We start from the raw sequence: 14484 nt of genomic DNA, 5'->3' as shown, positions 1-14484 counted from the left end.
CCCGACGACGGCCGATCCGTCAGTCGCGGTCGAGCCACCCCTGCAGCACCTCGCACAGCGGGGTCAGGGCGGTGTCCAAAGCCGTGGGCAGGTGTCCGGACCGGTCGTCGGTGGCCAGCCAGCGACGGAGGACGGCGAGGAAGGCGGACTGCACCGCGCCCCCGATGCTCTGTGGCACGACGTCACCGGGCAGGTGACCGTGCCGTTCGGCGACGAAGGCGGCCACCACCTCGGCCCAGGCGACCCAGTGCGCGTGCTCCTCGGCACGCAGCTCGGGCGCCGAGTCCAGGACGGCGAAGCGCTCGAGCCACAGCGCCGAGCCCTCCATGGAGGTGCGCAGGTTCTCCACCACGCACTGCCGGACGGCGTCCATCGTGGCCAGGTCGACCGCCACGCCGCGCAGCAGCTCACGCAGCCGCTCGGTGTGCACGTCGAACTCCGACCAGACGATGTCGGACTTCGAACCCCAGTAGCGGAAGACACTGCTCCGGCTGACCTGGCTCTCGGCGGCGATCAGCTCCACCGTCGTCGCCCCGTACCCGCGCTCGAGGAACAACCTCATCGCGACCCGCTCGATCGCCTCCCGCGAGGAGACCGCAGGCCTGCCCCTCGTCCGCTGACCTGTCATCCCCCCACCATGCCCTGCCCCGGCCCGGTCCCGATCCCTCGGACCACCACCGGTCGGCACGTCCCCGCCGCCTCCGGGCAGAGACCCGCCGAGGGACCGGGGAGCAGGGACCGGCCCGGAGCCGCGGGCGGCAGGTCGTCCCCCGGGTCCCCGGGTCGAGGCGGGTGCGACGAGACGACGGAGGCGTCCCCGAGGCGTCCGCACCGGTCCCGAGGCGCCGGTGCCGACGTGGTGCACGACTCCTGCACCACGTCGGCCTGCGGATCCCGACTGCGACGGCGCGTCAGTGCCCGCGGCGCCCGCCGGTGGACACGGTGCCCGTGGCGGCGTCCGGTCGCGCGCCGTCCTGCCGCTCGAGGGCCGGGCTGGTGACCGGGCCTGCGCCGCCACCGCCGGCGGCGCGGGCGGCCTGCTCGGCGTCCAGCCGCAGCTCCTCACCGCTCCGGGACTGCAGCGGCACCTCCTTGATGAGCACAACCATAACCAGCGAGACCACGGCCAGCACGGCGGAGATGAGGAAGATGCGCGCCGTCCCGTCGCCGTACGCGGCCCGCACGATGCCGGCGATGGCCGGCGGCAGCTGGTCCAGCTGACCGATGCCGGCCCCGCCGGCGCCTGCCCCAGCGTTGTCGACGCCGGCCTCGGACAGGCCGCGCACCGTCAGGTCGGCCACCTGGGTGGCGAGGACCGCGCCGAGCACCGAGACGCCGATCGTGCCGCCCAGGGACCGGAAGAAGGTGACCGTCGAGCTGGCCGTGCCCAGGTCGCGGGCGGCGACCGTGTTCTGCACCGCCAGCACCAGGTTCTGCATGGTCATGCCCAGGCCGAGGCCCAGGATCGCGAGGTAGGCCCCGATCAGCACCATGTTCGTCTCGTGGTCGATCGTCGCCAGGAACCCGAAGCCGACCACCATGAGGGCCGCGCCGCCGACGAGGAAGCCCTTCCACCGGCCGGTCCGACTGATCAGCTGGCCGGACACCGTCGCCGACACCATCGACCCGATGATCATGGGCAGCGAGAGCAGCCCGGCCGCGGTCGGCGAGTAGCCGCGGGCGATCTGGAAGTACTGGCCCAAGAACACCGCTCCACCGAAGAGCGCCACGCCGACGGCGATGCTGGCCACCGTGGCTAGGGACGTGGTCCGGTCCCGGAAGAGGCGCAGCGGGATGATCGGCTCGGCGACCCTAGTCTCCACGAGGACCATCAGCGCCAGCAGGACCACTCCGACGGCGACCAGCGAGATCGAGGTGCCCGAGCCCCAGGCGAAGTCGTCGCCGGCCAGGGTGACCCAGATGAGCAGGTCGGACACGCCGGCGGCCAGGAGTGCAGCGCCGAGGTAGTCGATGCGCACCTCCCGCTTGACCACCGGGATGTTCAGCGTGGCCTGGACGAGGAAGAGCGCGATGAGGGCCAGCGGTGCGCCGACGAAGAAGCACCACCGCCACCCCAGCCAGCTGGTGTCGACGATCACGCCGCCGATCAGCGGGCCGGCGACGGTGGCCAAGGACATGACCGCGGCGATGGGGCCGGTGTAGCGGCCGCGCTCACGCGGGCTGATCATCGCCGCGATCACGATGATCACCAGCGACTGCAGTCCCCCGAGGCCGATGCCCTGCACGGCCCGGAAGCCGATCAGCATGCCCACCGAGGAGGAGAGGCCGGCCGCGATCGAGCTCAGCGTGAAGATCGTCAGCGAGATCTGCACCAGCAGCTTCTTGCTGAACAGGTCGGCGAACTTGCCCCAGATGGGCGTGGTGGCCGTGCTGGTCAGCAGCGTCGCGGTGACCACCCAGGTGTACTGGGCCTGCGTGCCGTGCAGGTCGCGGATGATGGTCGGGAGTGCGTTGCTGACGATCGTCGAGGACAGCAACGCGACGAACATGCCCAGCATCAGACCGGAGAGCGCCTCCAGAGTCTGCCGATGGGTCATCCGGCCGGCCGCTCCCGCATCGGCTCCGCCGACGGCGTCGGTGTCGGGCGTGGTGCTCATGGATCTCCTCGCGGGCAGGACGCGACCCGGGCACCGGACGGCGCCACGGGTGTGGGACGCGGGCCGGCGACACTGCCGACGGGTGGATCAGGAGGCGGCGACGGCCGCCACGGAGAGGGGCAGGCGGCCCGGCGCAGCAGCTGACGCAGACGCGGCCACCAGGTCCCGGCGCAGCCGGCGCAGGGCGGTCAGCAGGTCGTCGACCTCGCCGTCCGTCCAGTCGGCCAGGGCCCCGGAGAACCAGCACAGCCGGGCAGCCCGACGCTCGACGAGCTCGGCACGGCCGGCCCCGGTCAACGACAGCTGGACGGCGCGACCGTCGACCGGGTCGGCCCGACGCTCCACCAACCCGAGGTCGATGGCCGTGGCGACGTGCCGGCTGGCCACCGACGCATCGACACCCAGCCCCCGGGCGAGGGCGCCGAGTCGCAGGCCGTCCTCGGCGTCGAGCAGACCGAGCACCGACACCACGGGAGACGGGACCCGACTGTCCACGTCGACGCCAGGGGCGATCGCCCGGGCCGAACGCACGATCACGCGCAGTTCGTCCATCAGGGCCGCACCGACGACCTCGTCCATCACCTGCTCTCCATCCGCCTGGTTGACAGTTGCAAGTGTCAACCACGACCGGAGAAGTTGCAAGTATCAACAACCGTGTCGCTCAGGTGAGCCCGGTCCGCCCCAGCCGGCTGAGCAAGGCGGTGAGCCGACGGACGTCGTCCTCCGACCAGGTGGACAGCGACGCCCGCCAGCGGGCCAGCTGCTCCTCCCGGAGCTGCCCCGCCCGGGTGCGCCCGTCCTCGGTGAGGCCGACCAGTCGGGCCCTGGCGTCGGCGGAGTCGACCGAGCGCTCGGCGAGGCCCAGCCGGACGACCGAGTCGACCTGCCGGCTCACCGTCGACTTGTCCAGCTCGAGCGCCGCACCCAGTTCGCTGGACCGGAGCGGACCACGGGTCGCCAGCAGGACGACCAACGGGTAGGCGGCCGGGTCCAGTCCGGGGCGCACCTGGCGGGCGAGCACCCGCACACGCGCCCTGCTCCGCCGCCACAGATCGGCCATCTCCGCCTCCAGCGCGGGGACCGCCGCGCCCGGCGGACCGTCGGCGGCCACCTCGCCGGCCGGCCCCGAGCCGCCCACCGGCAGCGACCTGGCCTCGCCGACCGCGTCCCCGGGGGACAGCCCCGGGGCGGGCACCTCGTCCCCGGTCGCCCCCGGCCGTCCGCTCACGGTGTCAGGCTAGGCGTACGGGCCGGCGCAGCAGCGACCGCGAAGCCGGTCCGTCCGGTGGCAGGCTCGCGTGGTGACCGCCCGCCCCGTGCGCACTGCGCTGACCACCCTGATGCACCACCGCGACGACGTGGCGGCCGACCGGGCGGAGAGCCGGGTCGCCGCCTTCGTCTACGGCAACGTCCTCGTCCTCGCCGCCGTGGTCGGCGCCTCACCGTCGGCCGTGGAGTCGGGCACGGCGGTGGTCCTGGTCGTCGGCACCGTCCTGTCGACCTTCGTCGCGCACGTGCTGGCGCACTCGATCGGCGCGCTCTTCGGCGGCGAGGACGGCCGGACGGCGGCACGCGTGGCCCTGCGCGACGCCGTCCCGATCCTCAGCTCCGGCGTCACCCCGGCGGTGCTCCTCGGAGCCACCGCCCTGGGCTGGATCTCGGCCCCGTGGGGGCAGTCGCTGTCGGCGCTGGTCCTGCTCGGCCGGGTTGCGGGCACCGGTGTCGTCTACCGCCGCCTGCGGGCCGACGTCCCGCTGCGCCGCGCCTGGACGGTCGGCATCGTCGCCGCAGCGGTCGCCGCCGTGGCCGTCGTCCTCAAGCTCGCACTCACCCACTGACACCGTGAGGTTCGCCCTCGCGCTCGGGGATCCGGCACCGCTGGGCTCAGGAGCCCACCCATGACACGTGCGCCGAGCAGTGCGTGCACCGATCACCGTCGGATGCCGGCGACGAGGCCCTCCCAGGTCCCGGCGGCGATGGCCTCGCGCTCGGCGTCACCGATCCCGGCGTCGGCGAGGAAGCGGGGGACGGAGCCGTCGCGCTCGCGGTTGAACGGGTAGTCGGAGGCGTACATCAGGCGGTCGACCCCGACCGTCTCCATGCTCCAGCGCAGGTACCTGTGGCTGGAGATGCCGCCGGGGGTGATGAAGACGTTGGTCCGGAAGTACTCCGCGACCGGTCGCTGGAGGTGGGTGATCGGGTCGAGGACGGAGATGCGGTCGAGGTAGAAGAGGACGACCTCCCCCCAGTGTCCGAGGACCACCTGCAGGTGCGGGAACCGGTCGAACAGGCCGGCGGTGATCATGCGCAGCAGGGTGAGCCGGGCGTCGTAGTGCCAGCCGATCGCTCCGGTGGCCAGCAGGCTGTCAACGGGTTCGCCGAACCCGCTGTAGTAGGTCTGGTTGACGGTCGGCAGGGGCGCGCGGGGGTGCAGGTAGATGGGGGCGCGGAGGTGCTCGGCCGCCTCGTAGACGTCCCAGAACTCCGGTGCGTCCACACTCCGCTCGCCGGAGCGCGCGTTGATCATCGCCCCGTGGAGACCGAGCTCGCTGACCGCTCGCTGCAACTCGGCGGCGGCTGACGGCGGGCTGGGTGTGGCCAGCGTCGCGAAGCCCTGGAACCGATCGGGATGGCGGTGCACCGCTGCGGCGATGGCGTCGTTCGTCGGCCCCTGCAGGGCGACCGCCTCGGCGGCGGGGAGGTTCTGCAGCCCCGGCGTGGTGAGGGACAGGACGGCGACATCGATCCCGGCGTCGTCCATCGCGGCGAGGCGGCCGTCGTCGACGTCCAGGAGCGCCGGCGTGACGTCGCCGTCGACGGCCCATCGCATCATCGGCTCGATGAGGCCGGGATCGGCCCGACGCCATGCCCGGACCACCTCGGTGGTGGCCATGTGCTCCTCGACGCCGTAGATCTTCATCCGGTGGTCTCCGTTTCCTCGCCGTCCGTCAGGCGACCTGGATGGACCGCTTGGACAGCCCGAACCGGAAGCCCTCGATCGCGGTGTGGACGGGTGTCTCGGCGTCACCGGCCGCACCGAGGGTGATGAACAGCGGGACGTAGTGGTCGACGGTGGGGTGCGCGTACCCGACCGCGGGTGCCAGGTCCCGATAGGCGGCGAGGGTGTCCACGTCGCCACGGGCGAGGGCGTCGGCGGCCCAGGCGTCGAAGTCCGAGGACCAGGACGGCACGATGCCGCCCACGAACTGGTCGCGGGTCAGGTAGGGCACCCCGTGGGTCATGAACCCGGACCCGATGACCAGCACACCCTCCTCGCGCAGCGTCCGCAGCCGGCGGCCGATGTCCATCAGCCGGGCGGGGTCGTGGGTGGGGATGGACATCTGGAGCACCGGGACGTCGCCGTATGGGTACATGGTCTTCAGTGGCACCCACGCTCCGTGGTCCAGCCCGCGGCGGGTGTGCTGGAACACCGGCTCGTCGTCGGGCATGGTGGCCGCGACCCGCGCCGCGAGGGCGCTGGCGTCCGGAGTGTCGTAGGTCATCTGGAAGTAGCGCTGCGCGAAGCCGCCGAAGTCGTAGACCAACGGGGTGTTCGGGCCGGACGCGGACAGGGTGAGCGGGGCCGCCTCCCAGTGGGCGCTCACGATGAGGATCGCGGTCGGCTTCGGCAGGGTCTGCGACCAGGAGAACAGCTCACTGATCCACCCCGCGTCCTCGAACAGCGGCGGGGCGCCGTGGCTGACGTACAGCGCCGGCATGGGGCCGTCGGCCGCCGTCCAGCGGCGCTGCGCGCGGCTGGCAGGAGCCTGCTCGAGCATGAACCGGTCGTAGGCGGCCGCCGGGGCGGGAGCAGCGTTCATCGTGGACCTCACGTGGTCGGGTCGGATCTGGGGAGGGCGTCGCGGGTGTGCCGCAGACCGGGGGTGACCCGGCGGGCACTGGTGGCCGTGGCTGATCCGCGTCCGGCGGGGCCGGACGCGGAGCAGCCAAGGCGACGGACCGTGCGGTGGCCCGGGCGGCCCCGCCGGGGCAGCGATCACCGGGCGATCGCCAGGTCGGGGCGTCAGAAGGTGATGACGATCTTGCCGCGCGCGGTGCCCGCGGCCAGGACGGCGAGGCCGTCGACGGCGTGATCGAGGTCGAGGACCTCGGCGACGCTGACCTGCATCGAACCGTCGGCGACCCGCGCCGCGATCGGGGCGGTGACCTCACGGGTGGCCCGGGCCATCACCTTGAAGCCGACCAGACCGGCGCCGGCCAGGGCCTCCTCGTCGGGACCCATGGTCGTGAAGGCCACCGGCCCGCCCTTCTTCACCGCCCCCAGCGGGATCTGGTCGGGGCTGTTCCCGGCCAGGTTGACCAGGGCGTCGACACCCTCCGGGTGGATGGCGAGGACCTGCTCCACGACCGGACCGGCGGTGTGGTCGACGACCTCTGCGGCACCGAGCTGACGCAGCCGCCCGGCGTCGGCGGCGGTACCGGTGGCCACGACGTGGACCTGCTGGTCAGCGAGCAGCTGCACGGCGTAGGACCCGACCCCACCGGAGGCCCCGTTGACCAGGACGACGCTGCCCGGGCCGACGGCGCCCGCCAGGGCGGCGACCGCAGCCGAGGCGGCGGCCGAGGCGAGCGGGAGAGCTGCGGCCGTGACGAAGTCCAGCCCCTCGGGCAGGTGGCTCACGCTGGCTGCCGGCAGGACCGCGTACTCGGCCACGGTGCCGGCCTGGACGGGCGGGGCGAGGAGCACATGTCCGAAGACGTGGTCCCCGGCCTGCACGTGGTCGACCCCGGCACCGACTGCCTCGACGACCCCAGCGGCGTCGCGGCCCACGACGAGGGGGTAGGCGTGGGGCAGCATGCCGGACATGACACCGGCGGCCAGGAGGTTGTCGATGGGGTTAAGCCCGGCCGCCTTGACGCGGATGAGGACACCTCCTTCACCGACCTCGGGGATCGGGAGGTCACCGACGGTCGGCTGATCGCCGGCAGCAGGGACGTGCAGTGCGCGCATGGCTGTCCTCCAAGGAGTGTGACGAGATGTCGACTGCCCGCCCACGCGCCAGCTCGACAACGCCGCGGGTGATAGTTCACGCATGAACCTTCAGCCGTGAGGCAACTTATCCCGATGTTGTTCACGGTGCAAGCAACTTCCTCAGGACTGCTTCAGTCGTGAACGACGGGGAGTAGCCTGGGGTCTGTGCCCGAGACGGAGCCGCAGTGGCTGGACCAGCAGGAAAAGCAGGCCTGGACTGCCCTGACGAGCATGCTGACCCGCCTGCAGCCGGCCTTGAACGCCCAGTTGCTGCACGACTCCGGCCTCACGCACTTCGAGTACATCGTGCTGGTAGGGCTCTCTAACGCCGAGGACCGCACGATGCGTATGACCGAGCTCGGGGCGGCCGTCGGCGCGGCGCTGCCGCGCCTGTCCCAGGTGGTGACCCGTCTGGAAAAGCGTGGGTGGGTGGCCCGGTCCACCGACCCCGGTGACGGCCGCTGCGTGCTCGCCACGCTGACCGGAGACGGCTGGGAGAAGATGGTGGCCAGCGCGCCCGGTCACGTCCGCGAGGTCCGCCGCCTCGTCTTCGACCGGCTCACTGAACTCCAGGTGGAGCAACTGGCGCAGATCGGGCACCAGATCATCACGCCGTCGCCCGACACCACCCTCCCGATGAAGGCGTCCACCGCCTGATCCAAAGACGGCCGCGCGTCCTCCACCTGTTGACGCGACTCCGGGACTGAGCCGTCCTCGAAGCGGGGCATGCGCAAGGCGGGCGCAAGACCGTTCACTTCCCCGTCCCTACGACCGTTCGCACGGCGTCAACCCTAAGGACGTCGAGCTTCTCCGCGTCCGGCCCGCTCTCCAGCGGTCGAGTAGATGCCGACTTTGATGTCTGCGTCAGGGACGGTGACGACGTCGCAGTCCCGGGTGATGTCGCCGACGAGGGGGTTGTGCACCGTCTTGACCATCGACCGGTGTGCGGCCGCGCGACCCTCGTCCCAGAGCGCGGCGAAGCGGGGGCTCTGCTCCCGCACCTGCGCGACGAAGGCCTGCAGGCGCACGTCACCGCCGAGGATGGCCGCGGTCCGGCACAAATCGGCGACGAGTGCGAGCTCGAATACCTTGGACCGCCGTGTGCGGTGGCGATCGTAGCGACACTGCCGTCGACGAACGTCTGCACGCCGTCGACGGAGGCTTCCTCAACTGCTGACCCATGGGAGCGGTCGGCGAGAAACCGGCCGCTCCCCCGCGTGGCCCCTCAAGGAATGACGGACACGCCAAGCTGTCTATGACGCAGCGGCCCGGAACCGCCCGTTACCGGGCCGCTCCGGTCACCACTTGACTCGTCGAACGTTCATGCAGGTCGACCGACGTCAAAGCGACCCAGCCGCTACTCACTGTTAGTTCGCCTGGATGACGTCAGAGTCGCAGCGATCGGCGGATGGCTGCCTCGGTCTCTGCGAGCCTGCTGAACTCTTCCGCGGTCATGGTCCAGCTCAGAGCGGCTGCGTTGCTCTTCACCTGTGACGGGCTCTTGGCGCCCGGGATGGGGATGACGAGCGGGTCGGTGTTGATCAACCAGTTCAGTGCGACCTGGGCGATGGTGCCGTCGTGTGCTCGTGCGATCTGGTCCATGACCTCGAAGAGGGGTTCGAGTTCTTCGCGGTGCATCTCATAGGGCTTGGAGCGCATCGCCTTGAAGAAGGACTCACCGGGTTCGAAGAGGCTCGCGCCGCGGAAGAGGGTCGGGCCCTGGCCGCCGTGCTCCTGGCCGCCGACGCGGAACTTGCCCGTCAGCACACCCTCGGCCAGGGGCAGGATCGGCAGGCTCGTCACGCCCAGCTCCCGGCAGGCGGCGAGCATGCCGTTCCTCTCCGGGTGCCGGTGGAGGAGGTTGAACCCGACCTGGTTGGACGCCAGCGTGACCCCGTGCACCGACTGCAGATACGTGTAGGAGTGACGCAGGTAGTCCGTGCTGAAGTTGCTGACCCCGATCGCCTTGGCCTTGCCGCTCTTCACCGTCGCGGCCATGGCGTCGAGATAGGTGTCGAGGCGACGCCGCGCCGGCGGGTAGTGGATCTGGTAGAGGTCCACGGCGTCGACCTGCAACCGCTGAAGGCTGCGGTCCAGCACCGTCCCCACCGCCTTGACTGAGAAGTTGGTGTTGGGGTCGTAGGGCTTGGCCTGGGTGAACTTCGTGGCGATCGTGATGGCCAGCGTCTACAAGCGAGTACGGCCGCGGATCGGCAAGGCTGACCTCGTCACCTGGGAGGCCCGCTGGCGCGACGAGCGCGGCGTTCAGCGCAAGAAGTCGTTCGCGCGGAAGGTGGACGCCGACCGACACGCCACGACGGTGGACCACCAGCTGCTGTCCGGGACCTACGTCGACCCGAAGGCGGGGAAGGTGACGTTCCGGGAGTACGCCGAGGAGTGGCGGGCCAGCCAGGTCCACCGACCCACGACCGCCGCCCACCACGAGACGATGCTCAGACTTCATGCCTACCCCCACCTGGGCCACCGGCCCCTGGCGGACGTGCGACCCAGCGAGGTACAGGCCTGGATCAAGCGGCTGACGGGCGCACTGGCGCCATCCACCGTGGGGGTGGTGCACCGCATCGTGGCCGGCATCTTCAAGTCCGCTGTCCGCGACCGGCGGGTGACGTCCAGCCCGTGCGAGGGGACGCGGTTGCCCAAACGACAGCCCAAGCGGGTGGACCCGATGGACACCGAGATGGTCGCTGGACTCCTCGCCGCGGTTCCTGACCGCTACCGGGCACTCTTCGTCCTCGCGGCAGGGACTGGCATGCGTCAGGGCGAGATTTTGGGGCTCACGGTGGACCGCGTCGACTTCCTGCGCCGGCAGGTGACCGTGGATCGGCAGCTGGTTCTCCTCCCCGGTGCGGCGCCGTACCTCTCGCCGCCCAAGACGGCGGCGTCCCACCGGGTCATCCCGCTGCCGCAACTCGTGCTGGACGCCCTGGCTGCCCACCTGGCCGCCTTCCCGGTCGGCCCAGACGGGTTCGTCTTCACCGGGGACACCGGCCAGCCGATCCGGCGGACCGCCTTCTCGGCCAGGATCTGGCAGCCGGCCATGCGCCAGGCGGGCATCACGCGCGACGAGACCTTCCACGGGCTGCGGCACCACTACGCGTCCCTGCTCATCCGACACGGGGAGTCGGTCAAGACGGTGCAGGCCCGACTGGGCCACGCGTCGGCGTCAGAGACGCTCGACACCTACTCCCACCTCTGGCCGGACAGCGACGACCGCACCCGAGAGGCCGTCGACATGGCCTGGCAGGGGGCTCTTGTGCCCCCTGTGTGCCCCCAGCGCGTGGCAGCCGAGTAGCCCACCTGCGTTTCCGCAGGTGGGCTGCCCATTGGCGAGGGGGCGACGGACGAGTCGGCCTGTACGCCGGGTTCTGTCCCCGGGCGCCTCGCGGCGTCCCGATGGGCGGCCATCCATCTACGCCTGCCGTTGCCGACAGGCTCCAGCGGTCTACCCACAGGCTCGGGCGGGCAGCCCTCGAACGCCTGCGCAGGACGGCGGCGGACCGCCGTCCCTCTCGACCTTGCTCCGGGTGGGGTTTACCGAGCCACACCGGTCACCCGGTGTGCGGTGGTCTCTTACACCGCCGTTTCACCCTTACCAGTGCGAGCACTGGCGGTCTGTTCTCTGTGGCACTGTCCCGCGGGTCACCCCGGGTCGCTGTTAACGACCACCCTGCCCTGTGGAGCCCGGACGTTCCTCGGTGACGGGGTTGCCCCCGCCAACGCGACCGCCCAGCCGACTCGTCCGTCGTGCCCGCAGCGTACCGGCCCGGTCGGCGGTGCTCAGCCCCAGTAGAGCCGGAAGCCGACCCGCCGGTCGCCGTCCTCGGTGAGGGTCGACATGTCGACCTGTCGACGCGCCTGCTCCTCGACCGGGTCGTCGGACAGCGCCTGCAGGTAGCGGCGGTGCTCGGTGAGCGAGGCGACCGCCGCCTCCACCCCGGCGCCCACGTCGACGACGTGCGGCGGCGGGTACCCGACCGCGTGGACGGCGACGTACCGGACGCCGGACCAGGGCTCCTCGGCCAGGTCGGGGAAGATCCACTCGTTGGCCGCGTCGGCGACGGCGTCGAGGACCGACCGGGTCAGCGCCCGGTGGTCGGGTGAGTTCAGCGCGCCGGGGGTGACCTCGGGCGGCGTCCAGGTGTCGCCGCCGTGCATGGTGACCACCAGGTCGGGCCGGTGCCGGCGGACGGCGGCGGCCAGGTCGCGCCGCAGCTGCAGGTCGGCGACCAGGACGCCGTCGCGGTGGTCGAGGAACTCCACCTCGGCGACGCCGACCACGGCGGCCGACCGGCGCTCCTCCTCCTCGCGCAGCGGCCCGGCCTCGGCCGGCGCCAGCCCGGCGATCCCGGCCTCACCCCGGGTGGCCAGCAGGTAGCGCACCTCCTTGCCGGCCGCGGTCCAGACGGCGACCGCGGCGGCCGGCCCGTACTCGATGTCGTCGGGGTGGGCCGCGACGACCAGGGCGCGCTGCCAGTCGTCCGGGAACGGAGCAGGGGTCATGCCCGGAGTCTGCTCCGCTCCCGGGAGGCCGGCCCGCGCCTGCCCGCGGTGGGGCGGGTGGAGCACGACGGGATCCTCCAGCGAACGGGTCGTGGTGGAGGATCGTGCTCGTGATCGACAGCATCGACCGGCAGATCGTGCACGCGATGCAAGTCGACGGGCGGGCGCCGTTCAGCCGGCTGGCCACCGTGCTCGGCGTCTCGGAGCAGACGGTGGCCCGGCGCTGGCGGCGGTTGCGCGCCGACGGCGTCGTCCGGGTGCTGGGCCTGGCCACCCCCGACGCGACCGAGCCCAGCTGGCACATCCGGGTGCGGGTCCAGCCCGCTGCCGCCGGCGCGGTCGCCGAGGCGCTCGCCCGCCGTCCCGAGGTGTCCTGGGTGAGCCTCACCGCCGGCGGTGCGGAGATCACCTGCTCGACCCGGCCGCGCACCCCGCGGCAGCGGGACGCTCTGCTGCTGGACCGGCTCCCCCGCACCGTGCAGGTCATCGACCTCAACGCCTTCTCGGTGCTGCACGCCTACGTGGGCGGCGAGTACGAGTGGACCGCCTTCGAGGACCCGCTGACCGAGGACCAGATCGCCGCCCTCGACCAGGGCCCCGCACGGACGGCGACGACCCCGCTGGCGCTCGACCCCGAGGACGAGGTGCTGCTGGCCGCGCTGGCCACCGACGGGCGGCTGAGCTACGCGGAGCTGGCCGGGGTGACCGGCTGGTCGGAGAGCCGGGTGGCCCGCCGGGTCGAGGCGCTGCGCGCGGCCGGGGCGCTGTACTTCGACCTGGAGATCGCCAACGAGCTGCTCGGGTTCCCGGTCAGCGCGCTCCTGTGGCTGGGGGTGGCGCCCGCCGACATCGCCCACGTCGGGGAGTCGCTGGCCCGCGAGCCCGAGACCGCGTCCACCGCGGTGGTCACCGGACCGGCCGACCTGATGGTCGCCGTCACCTGCCGGGACACCGCGCACCTGTACCGGTTCCTGACCGAGCGGGTCGGCGCCCTGCCGGTGCGCACGTGCGAGACCTCGACGGTGCTGCGCCGGGTGAAGCAGGCCGGCAGCCTGATGGACGGGCCGCGGCTGACCGACCCCGAGCCCCCGCCGGTCCGCGGCCGCTGACACCCGCCCAGACGGTGATCAGGTCACCTGATCACCGTCTGTCCCCCCTCAGCAGCGTTGGTGAGGGGGGGACAGACGGTGGTGAGGTCGGACGGCCCCGCTCAGCCTCCGCGGGCGACCCGGAGCGCGGTGGTGATCATCGGCACCTGGAACGGGATGCGGGCGACCGCCACCGCCAGCTTCCCCGGCCGGTGGCGGGTGGCGCGCACCGTCTGGGCGTGCGCGGGCAGGACGCCGACGAGCAGCCCGACCGCGGCCCATCCCCCGGCCCGACGGGTGGCCGGGACGGCGAGCAGCGCGGCGGTGACCAGCTCGGCGACCCCGCTGCCCACCACCCACGGCCGGGCCGCGCCCAGCTCCGGCGGGATCATCCAGTCGTAGGTCTGCGGGCGCGCCAGGTGGAACACCCCGGTCGCGGTCAGCGCCCCGGCCATGGTCAGCGCACGCACGTCGTCCCTCATGCGCAGCGACAGTAGGCTCGCCCGTTGTGTCCGCCACCGACCTGCTCATCGCCGCCGGGGTCGCCCTCCTCGCCGGCGGCATCAACTCCATCGCCGGTGGCGGGTCGCTGATCCTCTTCCCGGTGCTGGTCGGGCTGGGGCTGGGCACGGTCGCGGCCAACGTCACCAACTCCGTCGCCCAGTGGCCCGGCTACGTCGGCGGCGTCCTCGGCTTCCGCAAGGAGTACGGCGGCCAGCGCGGCCGGCTGATCCGGTTCTCCGTCACCGCGGTGCTCGGTGGCACCGCGGGCTCGGTGCTGCTGCTGACCACGCCGTCGGAGGCCTTCGACACCGTCGTCCCGGTGCTGGTGTTCCTGGCCAGCATCCTGCTGGCCTTCCAGCCGCTGATCACCAAGCGCCTCAAGCGACGGGACGGCGACGGCCGCAGCGGCGACCCGGCGTGGCTGTACGTCGCGCTGTTCCTGGCCACCGTCTACGGCGGCTACTTCGGCGGGGCGCTGGGCGTGATCCTGGTCGGGGTGCTCGGCCTGGGGCTGGGCCGGCTGAAGCTGGCCAACGCGATGAAGAGCGCCATCTCCCTGGTCACCGCCTCGGTGACGGTGGTGGTCTTCGGCATCTGGGGCCCGGTCGAGTGGGCCTACGTGGCCGTCTGCGCGCCGGCGGCCCTGGTCGGCGGCTTCCTGGGCGCCAAGGTCGCCACCCGCATCCCGAGCACCCCGCTGCGGGTGCTGATCGTCGTCTTCGGCATCTCGGTCGCGGTCTACCTGTTCCTCCGCGGCTGA

Annotated in this window: 15 protein-coding genes, 1 other RNA gene and 1 pseudogene; 5 read left to right on the top strand and 12 right to left on the bottom strand. The window is 72.3% G+C overall.

Annotation, left to right across the window (positions count from 1 at the left end):
- Positions 1–19 precede the first annotated feature (19 nt).
- From ACGBYP_RS03250 to ACGBYP_RS03235, 4 genes are all read right to left on the bottom strand, one after another.
- On the bottom strand, positions 20–562 hold the full coding sequence (locus tag ACGBYP_RS03250; RefSeq protein ID WP_411581821.1) for a TetR family transcriptional regulator: 543 nt from the start codon (positions 560–562) through the stop codon (positions 20–22).
- Between the two features lie 349 nt (positions 563–911).
- Complete coding sequence (locus ACGBYP_RS03245) at positions 912–2618, bottom strand: MDR family MFS transporter (RefSeq protein WP_411581820.1); 1707 nt, start codon at positions 2616–2618, stop codon at positions 912–914.
- Positions 2619–2705: 87 nt separating this feature from the next.
- A complete protein-coding gene (locus ACGBYP_RS03240) occupies positions 2706–3197 on the bottom strand; it encodes a MarR family winged helix-turn-helix transcriptional regulator (protein WP_411581819.1) in 492 nt (163 codons plus the stop codon).
- A gap of 82 nt (positions 3198–3279) precedes the next feature.
- The gene (locus ACGBYP_RS03235; RefSeq protein ID WP_411581818.1) at positions 3280–3846 is read right to left on the bottom strand and encodes a MarR family winged helix-turn-helix transcriptional regulator; all 567 of its coding nucleotides are present in this window, start codon (positions 3844–3846) and stop codon (positions 3280–3282) included.
- A 73-nt stretch (positions 3847–3919) separates the two neighbouring features.
- On the opposite strand from ACGBYP_RS03235, the gene ACGBYP_RS03230 reads away from it, so the two are divergent.
- On the top strand, positions 3920–4456 hold the full coding sequence (locus tag ACGBYP_RS03230) for a hypothetical protein (RefSeq protein WP_411581817.1): 537 nt from the start codon (positions 3920–3922) through the stop codon (positions 4454–4456).
- A gap of 92 nt (positions 4457–4548) precedes the next feature.
- On the opposite strand, the gene ACGBYP_RS03225 is transcribed toward ACGBYP_RS03230, so the two are convergent.
- The 3 genes from ACGBYP_RS03225 to ACGBYP_RS03215 all read right to left on the bottom strand — a co-directional run bounded on the left by ACGBYP_RS03225 (position 4549) and on the right by ACGBYP_RS03215 (position 7590).
- Positions 4549–5538 carry an amidohydrolase family protein gene (locus ACGBYP_RS03225; protein WP_411581816.1) on the bottom strand — a complete coding sequence of 330 codons (990 nt, stop codon included), beginning with the start codon at positions 5536–5538 and terminating at the stop codon, positions 4549–4551.
- A gap of 28 nt (positions 5539–5566) precedes the next feature.
- On the bottom strand, positions 5567–6439 hold the full coding sequence (locus tag ACGBYP_RS03220; protein ID WP_411581815.1) for a dioxygenase: 873 nt from the start codon (positions 6437–6439) through the stop codon (positions 5567–5569).
- Positions 6440–6642: 203 nt separating this feature from the next.
- Positions 6643–7590 (bottom strand): NADP-dependent oxidoreductase, encoded by a 948-nt coding sequence (locus ACGBYP_RS03215; RefSeq protein ID WP_411581814.1) that lies wholly within the window; start codon positions 7588–7590, stop codon positions 6643–6645.
- Between the two features lie 186 nt (positions 7591–7776).
- Between ACGBYP_RS03215 and ACGBYP_RS03210 the strand changes: the two genes are divergently transcribed.
- Complete coding sequence (locus tag ACGBYP_RS03210) at positions 7777–8268, top strand: MarR family winged helix-turn-helix transcriptional regulator (RefSeq protein WP_411581813.1); 492 nt, start codon at positions 7777–7779, stop codon at positions 8266–8268.
- A 134-nt stretch (positions 8269–8402) separates the two neighbouring features.
- Here ACGBYP_RS03210 and ACGBYP_RS03205 read toward each other — a convergent pair.
- Positions 8403–8690: pseudogene (locus ACGBYP_RS03205) on the bottom strand (hypothetical protein); the annotation flags it as partial.
- Positions 8691–8997: 307 nt separating this feature from the next.
- The gene (locus tag ACGBYP_RS03200) at positions 8998–9783 is read right to left on the bottom strand and encodes an aldo/keto reductase (RefSeq protein ID WP_411582226.1); all 786 of its coding nucleotides are present in this window, start codon (positions 9781–9783) and stop codon (positions 8998–9000) included.
- Between ACGBYP_RS03200 and ACGBYP_RS03195 the strand changes: the two genes are divergently transcribed.
- Positions 9776–10924 carry a tyrosine-type recombinase/integrase gene (locus ACGBYP_RS03195; RefSeq protein WP_411581812.1) on the top strand — a complete coding sequence of 383 codons (1149 nt, stop codon included), beginning with the start codon at positions 9776–9778 and terminating at the stop codon, positions 10922–10924. The genes ACGBYP_RS03200 and ACGBYP_RS03195 overlap by 8 nt on opposite strands.
- A gap of 46 nt (positions 10925–10970) precedes the next feature.
- Here ACGBYP_RS03195 and rnpB read toward each other — a convergent pair.
- Together rnpB and ACGBYP_RS03185 are read right to left on the bottom strand one after the other, a co-directional pair.
- An RNA gene (rnpB, locus tag ACGBYP_RS03190) (RNase P RNA component class A) lies at positions 10971–11370 on the bottom strand.
- 39 nt (positions 11371–11409) lie between these two features.
- Positions 11410–12132: a PIG-L deacetylase family protein gene (locus ACGBYP_RS03185; protein ID WP_411581811.1), complete on the bottom strand. Its 723-nt coding sequence runs from the start codon at positions 12130–12132 to the stop codon at positions 11410–11412.
- 110 nt (positions 12133–12242) lie between these two features.
- Between ACGBYP_RS03185 and ACGBYP_RS03180 the strand changes: the two genes are divergently transcribed.
- A complete protein-coding gene (locus ACGBYP_RS03180; protein WP_411581810.1) occupies positions 12243–13241 on the top strand; it encodes an Lrp/AsnC family transcriptional regulator in 999 nt (332 codons plus the stop codon).
- Positions 13242–13342: 101 nt separating this feature from the next.
- Here the strand turns inward: ACGBYP_RS03180 and ACGBYP_RS03175 are convergent, their stop codons facing one another.
- On the bottom strand, positions 13343–13702 hold the full coding sequence (locus tag ACGBYP_RS03175; RefSeq protein WP_411581809.1) for a hypothetical protein: 360 nt from the start codon (positions 13700–13702) through the stop codon (positions 13343–13345).
- A gap of 26 nt (positions 13703–13728) precedes the next feature.
- On the opposite strand from ACGBYP_RS03175, the gene ACGBYP_RS03170 reads away from it, so the two are divergent.
- Positions 13729–14484 carry a sulfite exporter TauE/SafE family protein gene (locus ACGBYP_RS03170; RefSeq protein ID WP_411581808.1) on the top strand — a complete coding sequence of 252 codons (756 nt, stop codon included), beginning with the start codon at positions 13729–13731 and terminating at the stop codon, positions 14482–14484.

Origin of the sequence: Modestobacter sp. SSW1-42 (assembly GCF_046635825.1) — a bacterium.
Classification (GTDB): Bacteria; Actinomycetota; Actinomycetes; order Mycobacteriales; family Geodermatophilaceae; genus Modestobacter.
The sequence above is the reverse complement of the archived record's forward strand: the minus strand, read 5'-3'. Positions and strand labels throughout refer to the sequence as shown.